Source organism: Flavobacterium sp. FlaQc-48 (genome assembly GCF_044007335.1).
Classification (GTDB): Bacteria; Bacteroidota; Bacteroidia; order Flavobacteriales; family Flavobacteriaceae; genus Flavobacterium.
On sequence record NZ_JBIPCR010000014.1, the window covers coordinates 19,516 to 46,140 of the forward strand.

At 32.9% G+C, this 26,625-nt stretch carries 19 protein-coding genes; 14 read left to right on the forward strand and 5 right to left on the reverse strand.

Going from position 1 to position 26,625, the window contains the following annotated elements; genetic code table 11:
• Positions 1 to 59: 59 nt before the first annotated feature.
• The 5 genes from ACHRWY_RS19535 (at position 60) to ACHRWY_RS19555 (ending at position 4,085) form a co-directional block, all read left to right on the forward strand.
• Complete coding sequence (locus ACHRWY_RS19535) at positions 60 to 1,439, forward strand: exonuclease domain-containing protein (RefSeq protein WP_395356917.1); 1,380 nt, start codon at positions 60 to 62, stop codon at positions 1,437 to 1,439.
• 71 nt (positions 1,440 to 1,510) lie between these two features.
• Positions 1,511 to 2,287: an exodeoxyribonuclease III gene (gene xth / locus ACHRWY_RS19540; RefSeq protein WP_395356918.1), complete on the forward strand. Its 777-nt coding sequence runs from the start codon at positions 1,511 to 1,513 to the stop codon at positions 2,285 to 2,287.
• Positions 2,288 to 2,295: 8 nt separating this feature from the next.
• The gene (locus ACHRWY_RS19545) at positions 2,296 to 2,922 is read left to right on the forward strand and encodes an alpha-ketoglutarate-dependent dioxygenase AlkB family protein (protein ID WP_395356919.1); all 627 of its coding nucleotides are present in this window, start codon (positions 2,296 to 2,298) and stop codon (positions 2,920 to 2,922) included.
• A gap of 158 nt (positions 2,923 to 3,080) precedes the next feature.
• Positions 3,081 to 3,542, forward strand: coding sequence for a DUF1810 domain-containing protein (locus ACHRWY_RS19550; RefSeq protein ID WP_395356920.1), 462 nt, complete (start codon positions 3,081 to 3,083; stop codon positions 3,540 to 3,542).
• Between the two features lie 138 nt (positions 3,543 to 3,680).
• Positions 3,681 to 4,085 (forward strand): MFS transporter, encoded by a 405-nt coding sequence (locus tag ACHRWY_RS19555; RefSeq protein ID WP_395356921.1) that lies wholly within the window; start codon positions 3,681 to 3,683, stop codon positions 4,083 to 4,085.
• 212 nt (positions 4,086 to 4,297) lie between these two features.
• Here the strand turns inward: ACHRWY_RS19555 and ACHRWY_RS19560 are convergent, their stop codons facing one another.
• On the reverse strand, positions 4,298 to 5,707 hold the full coding sequence (locus ACHRWY_RS19560; protein WP_395356922.1) for an APC family permease: 1,410 nt from the start codon (positions 5,705 to 5,707) through the stop codon (positions 4,298 to 4,300).
• Between the two features lie 327 nt (positions 5,708 to 6,034).
• On the opposite strand from ACHRWY_RS19560, the gene ACHRWY_RS19565 reads away from it, so the two are divergent.
• The 3 genes from ACHRWY_RS19565 to ACHRWY_RS19575 all read left to right on the forward strand — a co-directional run bounded on the left by ACHRWY_RS19565 (position 6,035) and on the right by ACHRWY_RS19575 (position 8,634).
• Complete coding sequence (locus ACHRWY_RS19565; RefSeq protein WP_395356923.1) at positions 6,035 to 6,436, forward strand: DUF5958 family protein; 402 nt, start codon at positions 6,035 to 6,037, stop codon at positions 6,434 to 6,436.
• 400 nt (positions 6,437 to 6,836) lie between these two features.
• Positions 6,837 to 8,261: a sensor histidine kinase gene (locus ACHRWY_RS19570; protein WP_395356925.1), complete on the forward strand. Its 1,425-nt coding sequence runs from the start codon at positions 6,837 to 6,839 to the stop codon at positions 8,259 to 8,261.
• Positions 8,251 to 8,634 carry a response regulator gene (locus ACHRWY_RS19575; protein WP_395356927.1) on the forward strand — a complete coding sequence of 128 codons (384 nt, stop codon included), beginning with the start codon at positions 8,251 to 8,253 and terminating at the stop codon, positions 8,632 to 8,634. Before ACHRWY_RS19570 ends, ACHRWY_RS19575 begins: the two co-directional genes overlap by 11 nt.
• Positions 8,635 to 8,645: 11 nt before the next feature.
• On the opposite strand, the gene ACHRWY_RS19580 is transcribed toward ACHRWY_RS19575, so the two are convergent.
• Positions 8,646 to 9,794, reverse strand: coding sequence for an NlpC/P60 family protein (locus ACHRWY_RS19580; protein ID WP_395356929.1), 1,149 nt, complete (start codon positions 9,792 to 9,794; stop codon positions 8,646 to 8,648).
• Positions 9,795 to 10,189: 395 nt separating this feature from the next.
• On the opposite strand from ACHRWY_RS19580, the gene ACHRWY_RS19585 reads away from it, so the two are divergent.
• A complete protein-coding gene (locus tag ACHRWY_RS19585) occupies positions 10,190 to 11,560 on the forward strand; it encodes a kelch repeat-containing protein (RefSeq protein ID WP_395356930.1) in 1,371 nt (456 codons plus the stop codon).
• A gap of 242 nt (positions 11,561 to 11,802) precedes the next feature.
• Here ACHRWY_RS19585 and ACHRWY_RS19590 read toward each other — a convergent pair whose 3' ends face one another.
• Positions 11,803 to 14,067: an aconitate hydratase gene (locus tag ACHRWY_RS19590; protein ID WP_395356931.1), complete on the reverse strand. Its 2,265-nt coding sequence runs from the start codon at positions 14,065 to 14,067 to the stop codon at positions 11,803 to 11,805.
• Positions 14,068 to 14,195: 128 nt separating this feature from the next.
• The gene (locus ACHRWY_RS19595; protein ID WP_395356933.1) at positions 14,196 to 16,967 is read right to left on the reverse strand and encodes a bifunctional aconitate hydratase 2/2-methylisocitrate dehydratase; all 2,772 of its coding nucleotides are present in this window, start codon (positions 16,965 to 16,967) and stop codon (positions 14,196 to 14,198) included.
• A gap of 431 nt (positions 16,968 to 17,398) precedes the next feature.
• Between ACHRWY_RS19595 and ACHRWY_RS19600 the strand changes: the two genes are divergently transcribed.
• Positions 17,399 to 19,900, forward strand: coding sequence for an XrtN system VIT domain-containing protein (locus tag ACHRWY_RS19600; RefSeq protein ID WP_395356934.1), 2,502 nt, complete (start codon positions 17,399 to 17,401; stop codon positions 19,898 to 19,900).
• Complete coding sequence (xrtN, locus tag ACHRWY_RS19605) at positions 19,900 to 21,162, forward strand: exosortase N (protein WP_395356935.1); 1,263 nt, start codon at positions 19,900 to 19,902, stop codon at positions 21,160 to 21,162. Before ACHRWY_RS19600 ends, xrtN begins: the two co-directional genes overlap by 1 nt.
• 29 nt (positions 21,163 to 21,191) lie before the next feature.
• Here the strand turns inward: xrtN and ACHRWY_RS19610 are convergent, their stop codons facing one another.
• On the reverse strand, positions 21,192 to 21,359 hold the full coding sequence (locus ACHRWY_RS19610) for a hypothetical protein (RefSeq protein WP_395356936.1): 168 nt from the start codon (positions 21,357 to 21,359) through the stop codon (positions 21,192 to 21,194).
• A 754-nt stretch (positions 21,360 to 22,113) separates the two neighbouring features.
• On the opposite strand from ACHRWY_RS19610, the gene ACHRWY_RS19615 reads away from it, so the two are divergent.
• The 3 genes from ACHRWY_RS19615 to ACHRWY_RS19625 are packed head-to-tail and all read left to right on the forward strand — an operon-like array spanning position 22,114 to position 26,506.
• Positions 22,114 to 23,361 carry a lanthionine synthetase C family protein gene (locus tag ACHRWY_RS19615; protein ID WP_395356938.1) on the forward strand — a complete coding sequence of 416 codons (1,248 nt, stop codon included), beginning with the start codon at positions 22,114 to 22,116 and terminating at the stop codon, positions 23,359 to 23,361.
• A 16-nt stretch (positions 23,362 to 23,377) separates the two neighbouring features.
• Positions 23,378 to 25,609, forward strand: a complete 2,232-nt coding sequence (locus ACHRWY_RS19620) for a lantibiotic dehydratase family protein (RefSeq protein WP_395356939.1) — start codon at positions 23,378 to 23,380, stop codon at positions 25,607 to 25,609.
• Positions 25,610 to 26,506, forward strand: coding sequence for a thiopeptide-type bacteriocin biosynthesis protein (locus tag ACHRWY_RS19625; protein ID WP_395356941.1), 897 nt, complete (start codon positions 25,610 to 25,612; stop codon positions 26,504 to 26,506). It abuts the gene before it with no gap.
• Positions 26,507 to 26,625: the final 119 nt, after the last annotated feature.

Sequence of the window (26,625 nt, forward strand, 5' to 3'; positions counted from 1 at the left end):
ATATTCCTATGTGTTAAATATTTAAATAATACAAGAAGAAATTACGTTATATTAAAGAGATGAAAAAGCAAGAATATGCCATAGTAGATATCGAAACCACCGGTGGTAACGCCAGTGGCAGCCGCATTACCGAAATTGCCATTATCATTCATGACGGAGAAAACGTGATTGATCGTTATGAAACGCTTGTGAATCCGGAAAAAGAAATACCCATTTCGATTTTTGCCCTGACAGGAATTAATAATGAAATGGTAGCTAATGCGCCAATCTTCGATGATATTTCAGATAAAGTTTTGGAAATGCTTACTGACCGTGTTTTCGTGGCACATAATGTCAACTTTGATTACTCGTTCGTTCGTCATCAATTGGAACAAGCCGGTTTTAAATGGACGGCAAGAAAGTTATGTACGGTTCGTGCAGCCAGAAAAATCAGACCTGGTTTTGCATCATACAGTTTGGGAAAACTTTGCAATTCACTGGATATACCTTTAGAAAATCAGCATCGTGCCGGCGGTGATGCAGCTGCTACTGCTATATTATTTTCACGATTACTTGAATGGGATGATGAAGGCCATATCGAAAAAATGATCAAAAACACGTCACAGGATCAACGTTTACCTCCGAATCTTCCGCCTGAGGATTTTAATAACTTACCGGAAAAACCGGGTGTCTATTATTTTTATAATGAGGTAAAAAAAGTAATTTATGTAGGGAAAGCAATCAACTTAAAAAAACGTGTCGCTTCTCATTTTAGCGGTCATAAGATCAATCCGCAAAGACAGCATTTCTTACGGGATATACACTCTATTTCTTTTGAAGTCTGTGGCAACGAATTAATGGCGCTCTTGTTAGAATGTACCGAAATCAAGCATCTTTGGCCCACTTACAACAGAGCATTAAAACGTTTTGAACCCAAATTTGGACTGTATCAATATGAAGCCCGCAACGGATACAAATATCTGGCAATTGGGAAACTCAATAAATTTCAGTCGTGCATTGAACATTTTAGCAGCATACACGAAGGCACAAATATATTGCGGAGTCTGGCAGAACAATTTGAAATTGATTATCGATTTTGTAAATATCTAAGACCTGAAGACGGGGAAATATTTCAAAATAAAGATATAACAGATTTGCCGGATGTTTCGCTCCACAATGAGCAAGTAGACAATGCGATTGATTTTTTATTAAGCAACAGACCCACTTTTGCGATTATAGAAAAAGGAAGAACATCACAAGAACGGAGTTGTATCTGGATAGAAAATGGCCATTTTTATGGTATGGGATATATTCCTTTAGATGTTGCGATTACAGATCCGTCAGAAGTGAAAAATTATGCTACGCCTTATAAAAGCAACCAATACATTGTGCAACTGATTTTTGCTTACGCAGAAAAAAACCCGCGTAAAGTATTCTTTAACAAACAGTTTCTAAAATAAGAACTTGAATTTGTGTAAATATAAAGGCGCAAAAAGCTGTAAATTTAAAGACACAACTAATTGACTGTCAAATGAAAATAGCAACTTATAACGTAAACGGAGTCAACGGACGCTTAAATGTATTACTGAAATGGCTTGAAGAAACAACTCCGGATATTGTATGCCTACAGGAATTAAAGGCACCTCAGGATAATTTCCCTATTAAAGCGATTAATGATGCGGGTTACAATGCCATTTGGCACGGACAAAAACAATGGAATGGTGTCGCGATTCTGGCCCGTAATATGGAGATTGAGGAAGTAACACGCATTCTTCCTGGAGACAACGAAGATGTTCAAAGTCGTTATATCGAAGCTTTGATTAATGGAGTTGTGGTGGCATGTCTTTATCTCCCAAACGGGAATCCTGCACCAGGCCCAAAATTAGAATATAAACTAAAATGGTTGGAGCGTTTAGCAGATCGCGCCCAAACGCTGTTGAGTTTAAAAGTACCGGTAATATTAGTTGGCGATTACAATGTAATACCTACAGAACTGGATGTTTACAAACCTGAAAAATGGGTAAACGATGCCCTTTTTTTACCTGAAGTCAGAAAAGCTTTTGCAGCTCTTGTTTCGCAAGGATGGACAGATGCAATTCGTACCTTATATCCTAAAGAGAAAATTTACACTTTTTGGGATTATTTCAGAAAGGCTTACGAACGGGATGCAGGCCTTCGAATTGATCATTTTTTACTAAGTCCGCAACTAGCCAAAAAATTGCTTTCAGGAGGAGTTGACCGCCATGTGCGGGGATGGGAAAAAACAAGCGACCATGCTCCGGTATGGATTGAAATTGACACAAAATAATTGAACAAATGACACTATTTAGCGATACCGAATTATTTGCCACAGGTTTAGCAGGAAAAAAAGTATTTGACCTACCTGATGCAGAACTTATTTTGATCGATAATTTCTTCACCAAAGAAGAATCTGATCGTTTTTATGAAAAACTACTCCATCAGACGAAATGGAGAGAATATGAAATGGAAATGTATGATAAAGTCGTTACAGCTCCCCGAATGATTTCCTGGTATGAAGATAAAGATAATCCGGGAGCAGATCAAAACGGACCTGACTGGACGTATGAATTGTTGACTATCAGAGGCAGGGTCGAAAAAGAAACTCAGCTTGACTTTAACAGTCTCTTGCTTAATTTATATCGAAACGGCAATGATGGTGTTTCGTGGCACAGCGATAAAGAACACAATTCAGGCCCAAACCCGATTATTGCTTCTGTGACCTTTGGAGAAACCAGAATGTTCCGGTTGCGCCATAAATTTAACAAGGAGATTCCGCAAGTCGAAATCCCTTTGCATCATGGCTCTTTCCTACTGATGTCAGGGACAACAAATAGCTTTTGGCAGCATCAGGTACCCAAAACGGCACGAGATGTTTTGCCAAGAATTAATTTGACTTTTAGACAAATGAAACGAAATGCATAGTTTATTACGAACTCCAAATGCTGTTTTTTTTTACTCCCCTAACGATGAGGAAAATTCTGTCGTTAAAAGTTAAATTACTGACTGTATGAACCTTTTATTAGGCAGAACCTTTCTTTTTTAGTACTTTTGCAACCTTTTTTTATATATACATTATCACAATGGCTTACTCAAACAATGATTTAACGCGTTTTTTAGATGCGCAAAACAAACTTTATCTTACTGCTTTTTCTGAAATCAAAAAAGGAAAAAAAGAGACGCACTGGATGTGGTTCATTTTTCCGCAGATAAAAGGATTAGGCACCAGTGATACTGCAAATCTTTACGCGATTGCCGATCTGAAAGAAGCAACCGAATTTTTAGAACATCCTATTTTAGGAAAACATCTTATTGAAATTTCAGAGCTTTTTTTGACTTTTAAAAGGAAATCAGCAGATGGAATTTTAGGCGATTTAGATGCCAGAAAATTACGCTCTTCTATGACACTTTTTTCTATGGTTGAAAACACCAATCCGATATTTCAGGAAGTATTAGAAGCTTTTTTCTCAGGAGAATTAGATCCTCTTACCATATCTATTATTAATTCAACTATAAAATCGTCTATAGAGCCTGCTGTTGTATAACAAACTCAATAGATTATTTACATCAAGAGACATTACTATTAAGTAATGTCTTTTTTTTTGTTTTATACTTTTGTACGGACAGATTAAACTGATTTTTTCCATAATTAACTTTATCTTGCACTACCAAAAAACCAAATCATGACTGAAAAAATTAAGACCCTTCAAATTATTCATCTTGCCATTTGTGCCGGAACGATTCTTGCTTATTTCTTTATAGGAGAACTTTCAATTGAAAAATTAAAAAACATTCCTGTTATCGACTCATCATCAATTGTATATGTTTTTATACCCGTTTTGGCTTTCGTTTTGAGTACCTTTTTATTCAAATCGCAATTGAAGCAAATTGACCCTAAATTAAAAACTGAAGCCAAATTACCCATTTATCAAGCTGCTTCAATCATGCGCTGGGCAGTTCTCGAAGGCGCTGCTTTTCTAATATTATTCTTAAAACCTGACTTTGTATTATTCGGGATACTTATTATAATATATTTAATTTTCCTAAGACCTACAGAAGAAAGGATTAACAATGATCTTAGTAATTAAACCAATTCATGTTTGTTTTTAGTGCAAAGATGTTAACGGTATTTTTTACCCATATATACGACAAAAAAATGCCTTGCTTATGCAAGGCATTCTTGTTTATATCACTCCCAAACAAAAGATTCAAAATTAAAAAGTATCAACACAAATCCGTTAAATCTGCATAATTGGCAGACAACTCTTCATTCAGGTAATAAAAAACGGAACATCAACTTTTACTCTTTCGGTTTCGTTAAGTAATACACCGGTATTCCGGTTAACATGATTAAAACTCCCCAACCACAAGTTGAGAATTTTGTAATTAATAAAGAAATACATACCGCCGTTGCAATCACAATATATAATAATGGTAAAAATGGATACCCGAAAGCTTTATAAGGTCTCTCGGCATCTGGCATTTTTTTTCGTAAAATAAAGATTCCGTAAATGGTTAAAATGTAAAAAATCAAAACAATAATAATTACGAAATCTAATAAATCACCATATTTCCCTGTCAGGCACAATGCCGAAGCCCAGATACATTGCGCCCAAAGTGCCCACGCAGGAACGCTTGATTCGTTTAAAACAGCTGCTTTTTTAAAGAACAAACCATCTTTTGCCATTGTATAATAAACTCTCGCACCTGCCATGATTAATCCGTTGTTGCAGGCAAAAGTCGAAATCATAATCATAATTGCAATAATCAGAGTTCCGATATTACCAAAAATATATTGAGAAGCGACCACCGCTACCCTGTCTGATTTTGCTGTTGCAATTTCATCCAGCGGAATTACTGCCAGATACATCAAATTGGTCAGGACATAAATAATCGTCACAATAAAAGTTCCCAGAAATAAACTGAAACCTACGTTACGTTTAGGATTTTTAATTTCTCCTGCAATAAAAGTAACTCCATTCCAGGCATCACTGGAAAATAACGATCCCACCATTGCTGCCGAAATTCCCGTAATCAAAGCCGTTCCGCTAATAGGTAACCATGTTCCGGTATCTTTATTAAACGAGCGCGTTGTCCAGGCATCTGCCCAGTTAGCATCCCAAACAGAAGCTTTTGCAGCCAGTGTTAATCCAAAAACAATTAAACCAAGCAACGATAAAATTTTGATAATCGTAAGAACCGTTTGTAGAATCTTTCCGTTTTTAACACCACGGCTGTTAATGTAAGTCAATAAAACAATGGTAAAAATCGAAACAATTTGCGCTGCATTGAGTTTAAAAAATCCTAGTTCGTATACTATATTTTCATCACTCAAAGGTTCATAAAGATAAGCCGCAAACTTAGAAAAAGCTACTCCAACAGCAGCAATCGTTCCAGTCTGGATTACAGCAAAAAAACTCCAGCCGTACAAAAAGGCAATTAATTTATTGTATGCTTCTTTTAGGTAAACATACTGTCCTCCTGCTTTAGGGAACATAGCGCTCAGCTCGCCATAACTCACTGCGGCTATAATAGTAATCAATCCTGAGATGAGCCAAATTAGTGTGAGCCATCCGGCAGAACCTACTTGCCTGGCGATATCCGCACTTACAATAAATATTCCGGATCCAATCATAGAACCTACTACAAGCATGGTTCCGTCTAATAATCCTAGTTCTCTTTTAAAATGTTCCTGGTTGTTTTCTTGCATTGTTTTTGGTTTTTGGGTTGGTTAAAGATATACTTTTTTCTCAAATTCCAAATCGCGAAATTTTAAATTCCAATTCTCATTAAATGTTTCAGGTTCAGCAAAGTTGAATTTCTTTTTAAAACTAAATTTCCAATTTAAAATATGTTGGCAGTATCGTATAATTATCGGATTCGGCTATATCCTTATATGGCTTCACAAGTGACCAGGATATCTACTTTACTCATCACTCAAGTCTTATCTAAAACTTTTAAATAATAATTACGTCTACTAATTTTTACAATTCGGAAGTATATTTATACTTTAGCTAATAATAAATTTTATAAGTTAATGAATCAAAAAGAAGTAATAATAAATAAGATTGCTCAAAACAAATTAGATTTTAACTTGGGAATACAGCTATTATTAGAGTATACCGAATATAATTTTGAAGAACTTCTTCCTACTTTAAAAACTTTCATTTTCAATGCTATTCCAAATAAAATGGATTATAACTCCGACGCGTATCAAAACGCTATAAACACAATTCCATTAAAACCAACTTATACTCCAATTGTACTTTTAAAAAGATTTCCTGCCAGAATAGCATTCAATAAATTAGCAGAACTTCCTAAAAATGAGCATATAAAAACCGTAATTTCTTTGGTTTGGATTTTTAAAATAACCGACACCGAAAGAAGGAATACAGAATGTAAAAATGGATGCGGACATTACTGGCATGAAATGGAGTAATAGTAAATTTTTACTCAAAAGAAAGGACCCCGTTTTGTTAAACAAAAAAAAATCTTTTTAAGTTTTTATCTTTTAATGTCAAAACTTAAGCTTACCTTACTTAACTCATTATTTTTTATTCAACTTAAAAAAAATAACAACAATTAACTAATAATCAAACACATAACTACAAAAAATATTTTAACAAGAAAAAACTAGCTCTTTGTAAAATTCTATTCTTTTTTTCTTAAATTTGGGATGAGCGTCTATCTAATCTAAAATATTGAGCATTTTTATTAACAATTGTTTATTATTTAAAACTATGATCTATTCGAACCCAAACGATTATTTTAAAAGATAGCCCTTAAATAAGACGTTAAAAGGCATAGAATTAAATTATCAACCTACAAATCAAAGCATTATGTCTAAAGGTCATTTTTTAAGAAATTTTCGTCTTCCTAATGTTTTTGTTTTATTATTAATCGTATTCATTTCCTGCGCTTTATTAATTTGCATCAATTTCTTTACCATTAAAATATTGTCCGCCAACAGAGCGTATGTCAATGGTGAATCCCACTATTCAAAAGGGCAAAAAGACGCCTCCCGCCATCTCATTACTTATTTATACACAAAAGAACCTAATCAGTGGAAATTATACAATGAAGAACTTAAAGTCCCTCAGGGGGATGGTATCGCACGCAAAACTCTTTTAAAAGCAGGAGATAACGAAGTAGCGCGACAAGGTTTTACCATAGGACGCAATCATAAAGATGATCTTGATGACCTGGTTTGGCTGTTTGTAAATTTCAAACAGATTTCATTCCTTGCAAAAGCTATTCACGAATGGGAGCAAGGTGATAACTTAATTAATGAACTTTTTATTATTGGAACACAAATTAATGCAAAAATTCAGCACAATACCTTAAGCACTGCAGATCAGCAAAAATATCTTTCTCAAATTAGCAACATTAGTGACAAGCTTACTATTAATGAACGCAACTTTTCGAATACTTTAGGAGAAGGAACACGAAAGATCAAAAGCCTTCTTATCATAACCAATATTGTTTTTATCCTTATTATCATTTTAAGCGTGTGCTCTTACTATTCTATAATGGTAAAAAGATTACTCATTTCTAAAAAAGAGATTGAAGTTAAAAATGAAGATTTAATATTAGTAAATCGCGAATTGGACCGTTTTGTTTATAGTGCGTCACACGATTTAAGATCTCCAATAACATCATTAAAAGGTTTAATCGAAATTACACAGCTGGAAGACGATATTGATCAAATAAAAGACTATTTGGGATTAATGCACCAAAGTTTAGCAAAACAAGATCAATTTATTAATGATATAATTGATTATTCTAAAAACAAACGAAAACAAATTGTAATTGAACCCGTTAGTTTACAGGAATTATTTAACGAAGCCATTTCTCAACTCATGCATATTGAAAATGCAAACAAAATAATATTTAGACAAGAATTACTGGTAGATCAGATTCAAAGTGATGGATTACGCCTAAAAATAATCATCAGCAATTTAATCTCAAATGCGATAAAATATGCTGACAATAGCAAAAATGAAATGTTTATCAATATTAAAACCTATATTGCTGATGGTTCTCATAACATCGAAGTTGCAGATAACGGAATTGGCATTAATGAAGAATTTAAAGATTCTATTTTTGAAATGTACTTTGGTACCAACAAAAACAAAGGCTCCGGACTTGGTCTTTATATCGTAAAAGAAGCTGTAGAAAACATTAAAGGAAATATCTCAGTCATTTCAGAAAGCAACATTGGAAGCAAGTTTACTGTAACTATACCTAATTCGTATGGAATTTAAAGCTATGTTTTTATTAATTGAAGACAATTTAATTGATCAGCTTATCATCAGGCAATTATTTAAAAAAGTACTTGGTATTGATCTGAATGCTATTGCAAATAATGGCAAGGAAGGTATTGAATGGATTAATGCCAACAAAAACAATCAGTCTTTAACTATTTTATTAGATATCCAAATGCCTGTAATGAATGGTTTTGAATTTTTGAACGCTTTTGATAAACTTAAAAATGAGGTAAAAAAAGAAACCCGAATTTTTGTTTTGTCATCAACTTTAGATCCTGAAGAAATTGACCTGATAAACAGTAATAATTATGTAACGGGATTTTTAAACAAACCTTTTCAGATTGAAGATTTTGTTACCATAATTAACTAAGCATTACTTTTTTATTCTAAGATACGATTTACCTGCGAAAAGGTTCTTTGGTAATATGGTTCTTTAGTTGAAGAAATCATTACACCGCCATGAGTCGAAGAATGTACAAATTTAATTTCTCCGTCAACCACTTCAACGACCATTCCAACATGGTTAATTTGTCGCCTTCCGTTTGTTTTAAAGAAGATTAAATCTCCCTTTTGAGCTTCATCCGTACCTACCTTTGTACCAATACGTGACTGTTCTATAGAACTTCTGGGCAATTTAATATCAAAATTACTAAAGGTACAAATCATTAATCCTGAACAGTCAAAACCTGCTTTTGTGGTTCCGCCCGATCGATAACGAGTGCCAATATTTTCGGTTGCATTTACAATTAGCTGATTCACCAGATCTGAATGATTGCTAATTCTGAACACTGAAGTCGAATCTTTTTTTACTGTTGTATCTTCAGCCACCTGAATTGCTGGTTCCAAAATAGGCTGACTTGATTTTAAGGACTCTAAAGCATCTGCTTTTTCCTGAGAAACATGTATTTTAAGTATAGAACCTACCTTTAATTTCTTTTTGATTTGAGGATTTTGTTTTTCTAATTCTGCAACTGTTATTCCAAATTCTTTTGCAATGGCGTATTTTGTTTCTTTCGATAAAACTTCTCTTGAAACCTCTACATCACTTACTATTGAGGGTTGTGGATTTTCAATTATTGGAGCAGAAGCTACAACTGTGTTTGATGGAATACTTATTTGTTGTCCAATTTTCAGACCTTCTGTCTCTAAAAGCGGGTTTGCTTTTTTCAAATCATCAACAGAAACATTATACTTTTTTGAAATCCCCCAGAGTGTTTCTTTTGCTGCAACTTCGTGTAATCCCGGAACTGAAACTGGAGTTGAAATTGACGCTGGAATTGTGCTGGCAGCAACTTCTGTTTTCTTTGCAGCCCCCTTTTTATTAGTATTCGGGATTAGCAAAACTGAGTTTAATTTTAAAACTTTAGGAGCATTAGGATTAGCTTCTTCAATATCTTTAGCTTTAATTCCGTATTTTTTAGCAATTACAGTAAGATTTTCCCCTTTTGATATTTTGTGCTTAATAAATTTTTCCTGAGAAAAAACACCGACACTGAAAAAAAACAATACTATAATTAATCTAAAAACCATACCTATTAAAGTTTAATGAATACTTTTTTAAGTTAAGACAATATTTTAAACTCAAAAAAGCAAATATATTACCTAAAAGGCGAATTTAACTTTTTTAAGCAAAAGACACACGTTTTTTAACAACTAATTTACCTCAATTTAAAGGTCTCGGCATAGAAATCCTCCCAATAGTTTGAAAATATGGCTTTTACACAGAAGAGCGTTTTGGAAATAAAAGTAGGAAATAACGGTATTGCAAATAAGTATTTTTCGACAAACATTTATATAAGTTTTAAATAATTTATTAAAATTTAAACTAATTTTCTTTCAAATAAAACTCTCGGCATAAAAATTGTGCAAATAATTCTAAGGTAGTACGCTAACTTTAATAAAATCAATTTTAACCTCAAAATATTGTGAAAAAACTACTTTTCATTTTCTTCCTCTTTCCTTTACTAGTCATTTCACAAAATATAAAAGGAATAGTATTTTCTGAAGAAAACAATCTTCCTATTGAAAACACGAATGTTTTTGCGTTATCAAGTAAGGCTGGAACTGCAACTAATATAAAAGGTGAATTTTCAATTACTCTTCTGCCAAAATTTAAAAATGATGAAATATTAGAATTCTCTAGTATTGGGTACGTTACTACAAGAATTTCTTTAAATAATTTAACAGAGCAAAACTTCAAGGTTCTCCTTGAAGAAGATGTTGAAAACTTATCCGGAGTAACCGTTTCTGCTAATCAGAAACTGACTTTAAAATCAAAACTTTCCTTTAAAAAACTTACTCCTTTAAAAGATCCTGTTTTTGCATTTGGTTCTTTTTTAAAAGATGACAAAATTTACGTTATTGGTGGAAATGCTTCTTTTGAATCGGATCCATTTAAAAAAGTTCGATTAGAAAAACCCGATTTTTCTTTAAAAGATTATTTAGATGAACTAAGACAAGCCACAACTCTTTTTTATTATAAAGGAGATTTTTCAATTTACAACATTAAAACAGACACCTGGGAAGTTTCCGATTTAAAATTTAAGAAAAGAGCATTTCACAACATTCACTTCTACAACAACTCCATATATGTTCTTGGAGGAAAGAAAATTTCTGTAAATGGAAAATTTGAATATTTACAAGATCAAATTGAAGTTTTAGACCTTGACAAACATAATATTAAAACCGACAATACAAATCCACATCAAGCTGTTAATTTCGCCTCTTTTCTCTACAAGGATAATATTATTGTAATGGGCGGTTCTGTAAAAATGTCTGAAAAAGGTAAAAAGGATTTCTCGAATAAGATACATTTGTACAACCTTACTTCAGGATATTGGTATGAACTCGATAATATGCCAACAGCAAAAGAAGCTACCGGAATTCTGATCGACGACAAAATTTACCTCATCGGCGGTAACAACGGAAAATCTATATCTCAAATTGAATCTTTTGATTTAACTTCAAACAAATGGCAAACCGAAGGTGAATTATTTTCGGGATTAGAAAGACCCGCTATCACCTATCATGATAACATTATTTATTTTTTTGAAAATCGAAATATATGTGTGTACGACCTTAAAACCAAACAACTAAAAGAATATATGATCGAATTAGGATTGAACCTTTCAGCTATGTATTATGATAATAATAAATTATACATTCTGGGAGGACGTACTGAAAACGACTATTCTGCAGCACCTTCCGCAAATGTATTCAGCGTCGATATTGAGGAGTTTGAAACTACACAACCTAATAGAGTTAAATTTCTATCTCAAGAAACAAATTTTAATTAAAACGCTTGAATAGTTTTTAAATAATTAACACTCTACCAAATTGAAAGATAATGCCTGACAAGTTTAAAAAAGACTGTATCCGGATTTTACGCTAAATTTATTTTAAAATGAGTCTGTGCCAGCCCAGATAGGAGCGATATACTTTTTTAGAAAAGAACAGCGAATATCTAGATAAACTCTAAAAAACAAAAAAAACGCCCTGTTTTCACAGCGCGTTTTTAGTATAATCGAAATCTTAAAATTTAAGCTTTTCCGGCAGCAATTAAGTTTAATGCAGAACCTGCAACAAACCAGCCAATCTGACCAGCGTTGTAAGTATGGTTTGCCAGAATAATATCTTTTGTACCATTTGCATGAACGAACTCTAATGTTAATGGTTTTCCCGGAGCGAACTCAGTTAAATCAATAAAATTAATAGTATCATCTTCCTGGATTTTATCGTAATCGGCTTCGTTTGCGAATGTTAATCCTAAAAGACCTTGTTTTTTAAGGTTTGTTTCGTGAATACGGGCAAAAGATTTTACCAATACCGCTTTAACGCCTAAGAAACGTGGCTCCATTGCTGCATGCTCACGAGAAGAACCTTCGCCATAATTGTGGTCTCCCACAACGATAGATGGAACTCCGGCCGCTTTGTATGCACGAGCTACAGCAGGAACTGCATCGTAAGTACCTGTTAATTGATTTTTAACAGAATTTGTTTTTTGATTGAATGCATTTACAGCACCAATCAGCATATTGTTAGAAATATTATCTAAGTGCCCACGGAAACGTAACCATGGTCCAGCCATAGAGATGTGATCCGTAGTACATTTTCCGAATGCTTTGATTAGCAATTTTGCACCTGTAATATTTTTACCATCCCAGGCATCAAACGGAGCTAATAATTGCAAACGCTCAGATGCCGGATCCACAACAACCTGAACTCCGGAACCATCTTCGGCCGGAACCTGGAAGCCCGGATCTTCTACATCAAATCCTCTTGGAGGCAATTCGTCTCCTGTTGGAGCTTCAAGCCTTACTTCTTCTCCATCTTCGTTGATTAAAGTATCTGTTAACGGATTGAAACCTAAATCTCCTGCAATGGCCATAGCAGTAACCAATTCCGGAGAACCTACGAAGGCTAACGTATTTGGGTTACCATCTGCACGTTTTGAGAAGTTACGATTAAAAGAGTGAACAATAGTATTTCTTTCTTCTTTCTCTGCTCCGTCTCTGTCCCACATACCAATACATGGTCCGCAGGCATTAGCAAATACCGTAGCCCCAATTTTTTCAAAAGTATCAATAAATCCGTCTCTTTCAATTGTATAACGAACTACTTCAGAGCCGGGAGTAATGGTAAATTGCGATTTAGTTTTTAAGTTTTTAGCACTTACTTGCCTGGCCAAAGAAGCGGCACGTGAAATATCTTCATAAGAAGAGTTCGTACATGAACCAATTAGACCCACCTGAATTTGTAATGGCCAGTTGTTTTTGATGGCAGCCTCTTTCATTTTAGAAATTGGAGTTGCTAAATCCGGCGTAAAAGGTCCGTTTAAGTGTGGCTCTAATTCTGTTAAGTTAATTTCGATAACCTGATCAAAATATTTCTCCGGATTAGCATATACTTCCGGATCTCCGGTTAAGTAAGAAGCTACTTTATCTGCGGCATCAGCAACATCAGCTCTGTTTGTAGAGCGAAGATAACGACTCATTGAATCATCATAACCAAAAGTCGAAGTTGTTGCTCCAATCTCAGCACCCATATTACAAATAGTACCTTTTCCGGTACAAGACATAGAGGTTGCTCCTTCACCAAAATATTCAACGATAGCACCAGTACCACCTTTTACAGTAAGAATACCGGCAACTTTAAGAATAATATCTTTAGGAGCAGTCCATCCTGATAATTTACCAGTTAATTTTACTCCAATTAATTTAGGAAATTTTAATTCCCAGGCCATACCGGACATAACATCTACAGCATCAGCTCCACCAACACCAATAGCTACCATTCCTAAACCACCTGCGTTTACAGTGTGAGAATCGGTACCAATCATCATTCCTCCAGGGAAAGCATAATTTTCAAGTACTACCTGGTGAATAATTCCGGCTCCCGGTTTCCAGAAACCAATTCCGTATTTATTAGAAACTGACGACAAGAAGTCGAAAACTTCATTACTTTGTGTTTTTGCCCTGGCTAAATCGGTTGCAGCATCCACTTTTGCCTGAATCAGGTGATCACAGTGAACCGTTGTAGGTACTGCAACTTTCGGTTTTCCGGCGTGCATAAATTGCAACAATGCCATTTGAGCAGTTGCATCCTGACAAGCCACGCGATCCGGTGCAAAATCAACATAATCTACCCCTCTTCCAAACGCCTGAGACGGGTTTCCATCCCAAAGGTGGTTGTATAAAATTTTCTCCGTTAAAGTAAGTGGACGACCAACAATCTCGCGTGCTTTATCAACACGACCCGGCATGTTCTCATACACTTTTTTAATCATTTCAATATCAAAAGCCATAAGTATAATTGTTTTTGTTTTGTTATTTTGAACATGACAAGTTACAAAAAATAGAGGAGTTAGAAAAGAAAAAGCCCGAGTTTATCGACTCGGGCTTTTTATATATAATGATTATAACTAATCGTAAATTACATTACCAGCAATTTATGAGAAGGTGCAAATCTTGTTAAGCTAATACCATCTACTGCTGCTGTATATTCAGCAAGTGTAGGAGTTCTGCCCAAAATTGTAGATAAAACTACTACCGGTGTAGAAGAAAGTAATGATTCTCCTTTTTTACCTTCAGTATCTTCTACAACTCTTCCCTGGAAAAGACGCGTTGAAGTTGCCATTACAGTATCTCCTTTTGCTGCTTTTTCCTGGTTACCCATACAAAGGTTACATCCCGGGCGCTCTAAGTACAACATGTTCTCGTATTCAGTACGTGCTGCTCCTTTAGGCGCATTATCGTTGAATTCGAAACCAGAGTATTTTTGTAAAACTTCCCAGTCACCTTCGGCTTTAAGTTCGTCTACAATGTTATATGTAGGTGGCGCTACTACAAGAGGCGCTTTGAACTCAACTTTACCGTGTTGATCTTCTATATTTTTAAGCATCTGAGCTAAAATCTTCATATCTCCCTTGTGAACCATACAAGAACCAATAAATCCAAGATCTACTTTTTTCTCTCCTCCATAGAAAGAAAGAGGTCTGATAGTATCGTGCGTATATCTTTTAGAAACATCAACATTATTTACGTCCGGATCGGCAATCATTGGCTCAATAATCTGATCCAAATCAACCACAACCTCAGCATAATACTTCGCATTTGCATCCGGAGTCAACGCTGGTTTTTCAGCTGATTTGATCTCTGTGATTCTCTTATCTGCTTTATTGATCAATCCCTGAAGAACTTGTTTTTCATTGTCCATTCCTTTATCGATCATGATCTGGATTCTGCTTTTTGCAATTTCAAGAGATTCTATTAAAGTATCATCTTCAGAAATACAGATAGAAGCTTTTGCTTTCATCTCTGCAGTCCAGTCTGTAAATGTAAAGGCCTGGTCAGCAGTAAGAGTTCCAAGATGAACCTCGATAATTCTACCCTGGAAAACATTCTCTCCACCAAACTTTTTAAGCATTTGGGCTTGTGTTGAATGCACTACATCACGGAAGTCCATATAATCTTTCATCTCACCTTTGAAGGTTACCTTTACAGATTCAGGGATTGGCATAGAAGCCTCTCCTGTAGCCAATGCAAGAGCAACCGTTCCTGAGTCAGCACCAAAAGCAACACCTTTTGACATTCTTGTGTGAGAGTCACCACCAATAATGATAGCCCACTCGTCTATTGTAATATCATTAAGTACTTTGTGAATTACATCGGTCATTGCGTGATAAACTCCTTTAGGGTCACGAGCAGTGATTAGACCAAAATCATTCATGAATTTCATTAATTTAGGAATATTAGCCTGAGCTTTTTTATCCCATACAGAGGCTGTATGACATCCAGACTGATAAGCACCATCAACGATTGGCGAAATTACTGTAGCTGCCATAGATTCTAATTCCTGAGCCGTCATAAGACCAGTCGTATCTTGTGAACCTACAATATTAACTTCTACACGAACATCTGAACCAGCGTGCAATACTTTACCCGGAGAAATTCCGACAGCGTTTCTGTTAAATATTTTTTCTACTGCGGTAAGACCTTGTCCTTCAATAGAAATTTCTTTTGATGGAGCAAATACAAGAGGAGCCTCAATATCTAAAATTTTAGCGGCTAATGTCTGAAGTTTTTTACCAAATACAATTGCATATGATCCTCCAGCTTTTATAAATTCCATTTTCTGAGGCGTGAATGCTTTAGAAATGTCTATTAATTCTTTGTCTCCGTTATAAAGTTTCTTAGTCTTTGTATTGATTGTAAGCACAGTTCCGGTAGCAACAGAGTATGCTTCTTCAAGAACCGGCTCATTATTTTCATTACGAATAATGTTCCCTTCTGCGTCAAGCTTTTTTACCCAGTTTTTAAGGTCTAAACCAATACCACCAGTAACGTCAACAGTTGTTAGGAAAATTGGAGAGATTCCGTTTGTTCCTGCAACGATTGGTGCAATATTAATAAATGGAACATATGGACTTGCTTGTTTACCTGTCCAAAGTGCCACGTTGTTTACTCCTGACATTCTGGATGAACCTACACCCATCGTACCTTTCTCAGCAATTAACATCACACTTGCATCAGGATACTGCGCCTGTAACATTTTGATTTCGTCTTGTGCCTGAGGAGTAATCATACATTTACCATGAAGTTCACGGTCAGAACGTGAGTGCGCCTGGTTACCCGGAGATAGCAAATCAGTCGAGATGTCTCCTTCACCAGCGATATAGGTAACTACTTTAATTTCTTCAACTACTTCCGGCAGTTTAGTAAAGAACTCTGCCTTTGCATAGCTTTCAAGAATCTCTCTTGCTATTGGATTATCATTTTTAAATGCCTCTTTTAAGCGGTCAGTGTCTGCCTCATAAAGATAAACCTGTGATTTAAGCACATTTGCTGCTTCTTTTGCAATGGCAACATCATTCCCTAAGGCTAAATCCAGCAAAACTTCAATCGAAGATCCACCCTTCATGTGTGACAATAATTCAAAAGCAAATTCAGGTGTTATTTCTTTTACTACAGATTCACCAAGAATAATTTCCTTTAAAAATTTAGATTTCATACCAGCAGCACTAGTGGTCCCGGGTACAACATTATAAATAAAAAATTTGAGTGAATCCTCTCGGTACTCATTATTCAAATCTTTAATTTGCGCAATAATTTCGCTTAATAATTCAGCTCCATCAATTGGTTTCGGGTGAAGTCCCTGATTTTTTCTTTCTTCAATTTCTTGGATATAATCCTGATAAATATTCATAATAAAGGCAGATTTATTTTTTTAGCGCAAATTTAAACATTAAAGCCGATAATTAAAAATAATATAATAGAAGTCACCTTTTCAAAAATTATTATTGTTAAAAAACGATTTTGACTGCTTGTTTTTATCAAAATGTCAATTTTGTATTAAAAAAATGAATTATTGACATTTTAAAATCTTTTCTTTAACAAAGTCGGAATTTGCTGTTATAAATGAAGTCAGATTTTACCTCTATTTTAACTAAGAACCGTTCTAAATAATAAATTATAACGTTATAGTTGCGCTTTAATTCCACTTTTTCTTCTGCGTTTTACTCAAATCGATTGCTGATCTTAAATGTTTCCCTCATTCAAAAAAAATCAAATAAAAAATTTGCAATTCAAATTCTTTTATAACTTTGCAACTCAAAGTACTTTTAAATAAATACAACTATGAAACACAAATTAGATATTTTAGAATATTACACTCAAAAAACCGGAGTAGTAATGAGTTTAATTGTAACACTGTTTAGCAGCATTTTCCTAATGATCGCTCTTCTCTGTAAAGAGCATCATTTGCGTGATTATGAATCAATTGATTTACTAAGTCTCATATTCGAATTTGTATATGGTGTTGGACTTTCTTTTATGATTCTTAGAAAAAAAGAAACGTATATTCACTTAGTTCCTTTCCTGATCCTAAACTGGTTTATTGGCTGCTTCAGCTTAAATACATTTATCCCTGTTTTTCAGGATCTGCCTGTATGGGTTTATTTCGCCACTCTTGCTTTTTGTCTCTCTAATTTTTTTATTTACAGAAATTCAGATGAAAAGGGAAATACGTCTATCGCCTTTTTCATAAATGGCGTATCGTTTTCAATCATCTTATATTTTGCGCTTTACCTGATACCAATTATGCCATTCTCTTTTATGGGGCTTTTAGCTTTAGGAGTAGGCTTTTATGGTTTGGTACCGGCACTTGTTATTATTATCCATACAATCACAATTATTCGATATCTCAATAACAATAAGAACTATGCTGTTTCTTTTAGCGGAGGTTTTTTAGTGGTATTAATCAGTATGATCGTCTTTACTTTAGGATTAAATATTGAAAGCAGAAAAATAACTCAATTGGCGAGAATCAATTCATTTGATCAAAATAATGAACTGCCTTATTACATCTCAATTTCACAGCATTTAAAGCCTAATTTTTTCAACGAAATTCTATTAAAAAAAGACATTGTATACATTCCGCTTCACGATATATTTTCTTTTAGCACTTTTAATTCCTTTGGTAGTAAACAATTTAATGAGCGTAAAATTCATAATCCGTTTATATCTATTGCTTATTTGTTTTGCCAGGACCTTAATCTGGATAACGATGATAAAATAAACATTCTAAAATCAAACTTTGACAAACGATTAGAAACCGAGGAGCAATTATGGAGTGGCGCTGATTTATTTACCAAAAGCATTACAGAAGATGTAAAAATTTATCCGGAAGCACGTTTGGCTTATACTGAAATCACAATGAAAATTGCCTGCGAGCAGGAATCCTGGAGAAACGACAAGGAGGCTATTTATTCTTTTCAATTGCCGGAAGGTTCTGTCGCCACATCCTTATCATTATGGGTAAACGGAGTTGAGAGAAAAGGAGTTTTGACTACGAAAGAAAAAGCGAAAGCGGCATACAAGCAAATTGTTGGTGTAGAATACCGCGATCCGTCCTTAATGCAATGGAAAGAAGGAAATAAAGTGGTTGTCAGGGTTTTTCCCATTAATTATAAAACACCACGCACCTTTAAATGTGGTTTTACAACTCCGCTAAAAGTTGAAGACAACCAAATGAAATACCAGAGTCTTTCTATAAAAGGCCCGAATATTTCCAATGCCGAAACGATATCAAGAATCCAGACCGTAGGAAATACAAAAATAGCAACCAGCAAAGATTTTGAACTTAACAGGGATTACTACATAAACCAATCAAAGGGATTAGACGATTGGGAAGCTTCTATACCTTTGTCTAAAACACTACAATCAAATTCTTTTGTATGGAAAGATAAAGTTTACGAAGTCAGGGACATTGAGAAAACAGCTGTTTCATTTAAACCTTCTGAAATTATACTAGATTTAAATAGCAGCTGGACAACCAAACAAATAGAATCTTTTGTGGACTTAAATAAAACGAATTTGTTTGTTATCCTAAATGGACAAAAGAAAGAAATCAATAAAGACAATTTTAAAGCTATCGAATTAGAATTTGAAGATCTGCATTATTCTTTACTGCCTCTTTATCAAATTTCAAAAAACAGCTTAATCATCACAAAATGCGGTACGTTTTCGGCCAATTTTGAAGAGCTTGAAAACTCTGATTATTTAAAGAAGATAAGAACCGGAACAAAAGAAAGAACTTTAAAAGTAATCAATATCTCATCTGATATCAATCCGTTTTGGCAGACTGTGAAGGAACAAAAATATGCAGATTACTTTCAGACTAGTTTAAAAAACAGCTTAGAACTTATTAATAAAAATCAATTTATTTTATTTAAAAAAGAAACAAACACGGTCAATATAGAGCCTGCAAATATTTCAATTCACGAAAGTCCTCAAACCAGCATTACTAAAAGCAATGGACCAAATCATATTTACAGAATGTATGCTTTTGGAAAAGTATTAGACGAGCAAATCAAAATTCAGAATGATTCTTTGGTTCAAAATCAATATGTCGATTTAGCCAAAGACGCGAATATTGTAACACCAATATCTTCTTTAATCGTTCTTGAAACTGATGAAGATTATAAAAATAACGGAATCGAAAAAAATGTCGACACTTTAGGAAATGCTTCCATAAACAATGATGGCGCCGTTCCTGAACCACACGAATGGGCATTAATTATTCTGGCATCTACAGTACTTTTCTTTTATTACAGAAAAACCAAAAAGCAAACTATCTAATGAAACTTATATTTCAATACAAAAACGCAATTACTATATTGATTCTGGTTTGCTTACTGGCCGTCAACTCGAATATAGTACTGTCCGGACTTGACAGCAATCTTTTCGGGATTGTTTTTTCAATCGTATTGTTTCTCATTGGAGGTAGAAAAACTTCATTTAATATGAACTACCCCCTTTTAGCATTGCTTTTTGTATTAGAATTTATAAGCTTTCGTTTGCACACAAAATCTTTACATTTCCTAGCACTTTCCTTGTTTGCATGTTTCTTGTATTATAGCCTTACACGAAAATTCTCATACATTGCCTTTATCTGCATTCTATTGTTTTCATCGCTTTTTAATACCTTTTTTGATTATTTAACGGTAGAAATTAAGCAAACACTTTGCTATGGCGTCTATTTAACCTTAAAAAGTTTCCTCCCGATTACTAAGATAGAAGGTGTTAATTTTTACATGAATAATGCAAAGGTTACCATTGATACCGCATGCATGGGATTGTCAATGTTTAAAACCGGATTATTGGCTGGTGCTTTTTTACTGACTTTAGAAGAACGAAAACAAGAAAAAATTTTCAGCGTTAAACAAATTTTCCTGTTTTGCTGTCTCATCATTGGCCTGAATGTGATTTCGAATTATTTCAGGATTATCACACTCATTCTATTCAATTGTACTGAAGAGAATACGCTTCACCACACCATTGGATTACTCTGTTTTATATTCTATCAAATTATACCAATGCTGTTTTTTATCCGTTTTTTTAAACCTAGAAATAAAGAGACGACAAGCACAAATTCCTCTCATTATAGCTATCTTCCTATTATAACAGGAAGCTTAATTGTATTAGCAGCCAGTTTAGAGATTAAAAAAGAGTCTCAACATAATTTACTCGAAAATCTAAATCCAGCTTACAACATCAACAAAGGAATATGGGTCAATCCTGAAGTTTTTAAAATTGTAACCCCGGAAAAGCTTGTTTACATTAAAACTCCCTCCCACAATCCTTTAGTTTGCTGGACAGGAACTGGCTATAAGATCATAGAATCAAAAATCATTTATTCAGACAATGAAAAAATATGGCAGGTAAAAATGGAGAAAAACAACATTCAATATTATTCGTATTGGTGGTACGAATGCGATACTAAAAAATACACTTCACTTGTGGAAGTACTTTTATTCAAGCTTTTTTATAATAAGTCTGTACGTTTAATAAATGAAACAAGTATAAAATTGCTAAAAAAAAGAAGCCATCTCAAAATTTGAGATGGCTTCTTCTGTACAAAAATGACAATTTATTGATTTACAGGAATTGTCACACAAGTTCCATTACATGATGTCATAGGACTTTGTTTATGAGTATAAGTATCTTCTGCATATTTCCCTCCTTTAATTTTTTCCAAATTTAACTTGGTAACTACTTCTTTTCTTAAGACCAGATCGTTAATCGATTTCTTTTTCATAATTTTAATGTTTTTTGTTAATAAAAATCAAATATATAAATTTAAACTTACCTTTAATATATTTTCATCAAAAATTAATACGAAAAAAACTAAATACTAACTAAGATCCACTCATTATAAAAATATTTAAAGAAAATATCCTGAGGTTAAAAAAATATAGTTGATAAAACTAAAAAAATCAAATTACGACAGTAGAATTTTTCAAGATTGCAAATATTTTACATTTGAAATAATCCTGTATAAGTCGGTAATACAACTTTGATATCAATTCCTTAAAATTTAAATATACTGTGTAATATTGATTCAACAACATCCTTTTTAATAAAAAAAATTATCATACTTAAACTTTTCCAAAATCTATAATCTGTATGTTTTTATTAAATTAATTAAAAAATATTATGATTAAAAAAAGCAGTAATGTATATTACTGCTTTTGATGTTTTATTGTATTAACAACTGTACTATTTAATCTAGCATTGTGTTAATTGTCCTCCACATTGACCATTACATGATGTCATAGGGCTTTGTTTATGAGTATAAGTATCTTCTTCTACTTGTTGTCCTCCTTTAATCTTATACAAATTTAACTTTGTAACTACTTCTTTTCTTAAGACTAGGTCCTTAATCGTTTTTTTCTTCATAATTTTAATGTTTTTTGTTAATAAAAATCAAATATATAAATTTAAACTTACCTTTAATATATTTGCAAAGCAACATTAATACGAAAAAAGCTTAATACCAATAAAACCAAGTAATGACAACACAAGTATATAAAAAAATAAATTTAAAACTCGAAATAAAACTCCAAGAAATCTTTGAGATTTTAAAAAAAAACAATGATTCTAACAATTTAGGAATATTAACCGGACTTTCGGGAACCGCACTTTTTTTCTTTCATTATTCGAAATTTAAGAATCACGATGACGCAGCCGAATTTGGTATTGATTTGATAAAAAGATGCTTTGAAAAAATTAACCAAGGGTACTCACACTCCACTTACTGCAGCGGTATAACGGGATTTGGATGGCTGCTTGAACATCTTTTAGAAGAAGATTTTATTGATTTTGATAATGATGAACTATTAATAGATCTGGATGACTATTTGCTTGGCAAAATGCAAAATGATTTTAAGAATAGCTACTATGACTTTTTACACGGTGGAATAGGTTACGGTTTTTATTTTTTTAAACGTTATAAAAACACCAAATCAGAAACTCTTAAAGAAAAATACCTAAATAATTTATTAGCAATAATAGAATATTTAGATACTAATTCAGAAAAAGAAGGTAGCAAGATTAAATGGGCTTCAGAAAAAAGCACTGAAAATGAACCATTTGAATATAATTTAAGTTTAAGTCATGGTATTACGAGCATAACTAATTTTTTATCCAGATTAAGCAGTGAAAATATTTTCAAGCCGTATGTTCAAGATATGATTGAGAGGAGTAGTAATTTTATACTGTCTTGTAAAAACCAAAATGAAGACTGCTATTCATTATTTCCTAATACTGAAATTACTAAAAATTCAGATTATCTGGAAAATCAAAATAGCCAAAACAGTAGATTAGCCTGGTGCTACGGTGATCTGGGAATTGGAATAACATTACTACACGCTGCTAAGGCTCTTGATAATGATAAATTATATAAAAAAGCAATTCAGATCCTAACTCATTCGTCACTTAGAACCCTCCCTGAAAAAACACTTGTCAGTGATGCTGGAATATGCCACGGTGCATTTGGAAATGCACTAATTTTTAATCGTGCTTTTAAAATCACAAACAATCCAATTTTTTATGAAGCCTCGATTTTTTGGTGTAATGAAGGATTAAAGATGGCATTTCATGAAGATGGAAATGCGGGTTACAAAAAATGGTTTCCGGAAAAAAAAGAATGGGAAACAGAAATTTCACTACTAGAAGGGATTTCGGGAATTGGCTTAACAATTATAAACTTATTACATGAATCAGACTCTAACTGGGATGAATGTTTAATGTTAAGTTAACTATATAGAATAATAAATGAATAAAGATATACCCTACAAACATTTTGAGAATTACATTCTTAGAAGTCCTTTAAAACCATTAGCTTTTTTTAAAAGTTTAACAGCAACACAAGAGATTAATAATGAACACCTGATAAAAATATTAGATGATCCTGCAATTAATGAATCTCTATATCTTGCTTCTCCTGAATTTTATAATGAAATCTTAAAGTGGAAGACCAGCCCTCAAAACAAAACCTCTGAAGATAAAATCAAGTACTCCTTTTTAAAATATCTTTCACGCTTATCCTCAAGATGTACCCCGTTTGGCTTATTCGCCGGATGTGCAATAGGCACTATAAGTAACAGTACAAATATAGTTTTGGAAGATAGTTCTAAGAATCTAAGACACACAAGATTTGATATGAATTTCTTAGTTGCTTTGGCTCATAATATCGAAAATATCGATTTTATAAAGCAGCAACTTATTTTTTCTCCGAATAAAACAATTTATCAAGTAGGAAAAAATATCCGATATATAGAATATGTATATATAAATGGAAAAAGAAATCATCAGATTGCATCATTATATAATTCAAAATATATTGCCAAAATTCTAGCATTTTCTAAAAATGGTGCATTTTCTAAAGATATCGCAAAGGTAATTACGGATGAAAACATTGACACAGAATTAGCAAATGAGTTCATAAATGACTTAATTGCAAATCAAATACTAATAAGCAACATTGAACCGTCTGTTGTTGGAATTGAATTTTATGACCAGATTATAGAAATTTTAACTCCTTTAGAAAATACCGCCAATTTTGTCAATGATTTAAAAAAAATAAAAAAACTAATTACGAACTTAGATAATTCAATTGGCAATCCAATATTACAATACAACAAAATTATTTCGCTAGTCCAAAATTTAGAGACAGATTTTGATAGTAAATACTTGTTTCAAACAGACATGACACTTACTACATCTGCCAACACTATAAGTGTAGATGTTATTGAAGAAGTTAAAAAAGCAATATCATTATTGAATAAACTGAGTGTGAATTCTGAAAATAAAAACTTATCTGACTTCAAAAAACTTTTTTTAACAAGGTATGAAAGCAGAGAAGTTTCATTAGCTCATGCTTTAGATACCGAAATAGGAATTGGGTATTTACAAACAGGAGATCAAGGAGATCTTAATCCTTTAATCGATGATCTTAATTTTGTTGATCATAACAAAAAAAATACCTCATCTCACTCCACTTCTACTTACAATCAAATTATCCATAAAAAAATTATAAATGCCTATATAAATAATGACTATATCGTTTCTCTTAATGAAAGCGACTTTTCTAATGATGAAATTCAATGGAATAATCTTCCCGATACCATGTCGACTATCATTGAATTAGTAAACGTTAATGGATATCAAAAAATTAAGTTTGACAATATTGGTGGTTCTAGCGGAGCCAATCTTCTGGCACGATTTTGCCATGGAGACGAAAACATCCATCAACATGTAAAAAATATGATCGATATTGAGACAAAAATAAATGAGAACAGAATTTTAGCTGAGATCGTACATCTTCCAGAAGCAAGAATTGGAAATATTTTAGCAAGACCTGCATTAAGAGAATATGAAATTCCTTATTTAGGAAACTCAATAGCTAACCATAAATTTCAAATTCAAATTAGCGACTTATACGTATCTATCAAAAATAACAAAGTAGTCCTCCGTTCCAAAAAGCATAATAAAGAAGTAATTCCCAGACTTACAAACGCTCATAATTACTCCAACTTATCATTGCCTATCTATCATTTTTTATGTGATCTGCAAACTAGTGAAAAAAGGACTGGTTTAACTTTCGATTTAGGAAGTATTGCCAGCGAGTATAGCTTCATTCCAAGAATTGAATTCGGAAAAATAATATTACATGAAGCAACCTGGCTTATTAGTACCAGTATACTAAAGTCTGCTTTTAACGATTTAAACAATGATAGAGAATTAGAAATTAAAATTTCAATATTTCAGAAAGAATATAAAATACCTAATTTAATTTTGCTCGTTGAAGGCGATAATCAACTACTAATTAATTTAAAAAATATTACTTCTGTAAAAATGTTTTTAGATATAATAAAATCCCGTGAACAGTTTAAAATAATAGAATTTTTATTTTCTGAAGATAGTGTTGTAAAAAACAAGAATAATGAATATTATTCTAACCAAATAGTACTTTCCTTTTATAATGACGAAAAACTTAAGCAATAAATGGCAAAAAAAAGAAGCATACAACGAAATTTTATTATAGGGGATGAATGGTTATATTATAAAATTTATACCGGATTCAAGACTTCTGATACTATTTTAACTGAAATAATTAAACCAATTACCACTGAATTACTTAAAAACAACCAAATAAAAAAATGGTTTTTTATACGTTATTCAGATCCAGAGAACCATATTAGAATTAGATTTCAATTTTTGGATGAACAAAAATATTTTGAAGTTATAAACAAACTTAATCCCGTATTTAAAAAATATTTAAATAATGATTTAATCTGGAAAATACAAATTGATACTTATCAGAGAGAGATTGAAAGATATGGTGAAAAAACTATTGAACTATCCGAGGAACTTTTTTACCATGACAGCGTAATGATTACTCAATTTATTGATTTAATAGAAGGTGAGGAAGGCGAAGAAATAAGATGGCTATTTTGTTTGAAAGCTATTGATCAGTTTTTAAATGACTTTAAATATTGTAATACAGAAAAATTGAACCTTCTTGAAAATTTAAAAAATAATTATGCCAATGAGTTTGAGATGACGAAGTATTTAAAAATCCAGCTTGACACGAAATACAGGGCTAAAAGAAAATCAATCGAATCATTTATGGATCGCTTTACCAAAGATGATGAGCAATATCCTGAAGTTGAAAATCTCCTAAAAACAAAAAGTCTTTCAATTTCCATGATTGCTGCAGAAATTATTAGCTTTAAAAAACTCAACTTAAATGATTTCCTAAATAGCCATATTCACATGTTAACTAATAGGCTTTTTAAATCAAATGGAAGATCAAATGAGATGGTTGTATATGATTTTTTATATAGGCACTATAATTCAATCGAAGCAAAAAACAAAAAACAGAATACACTAAATTTATAAAATAATTTAGTGTATTTATTAAAAAATTAAAAAGGTTTTTTCATTAAATCATCTTCTGAAAATTGTCCTGAGTTTAATACAACAAAAATTCAACCAGCCTAAGTTTGAGTTATAATATC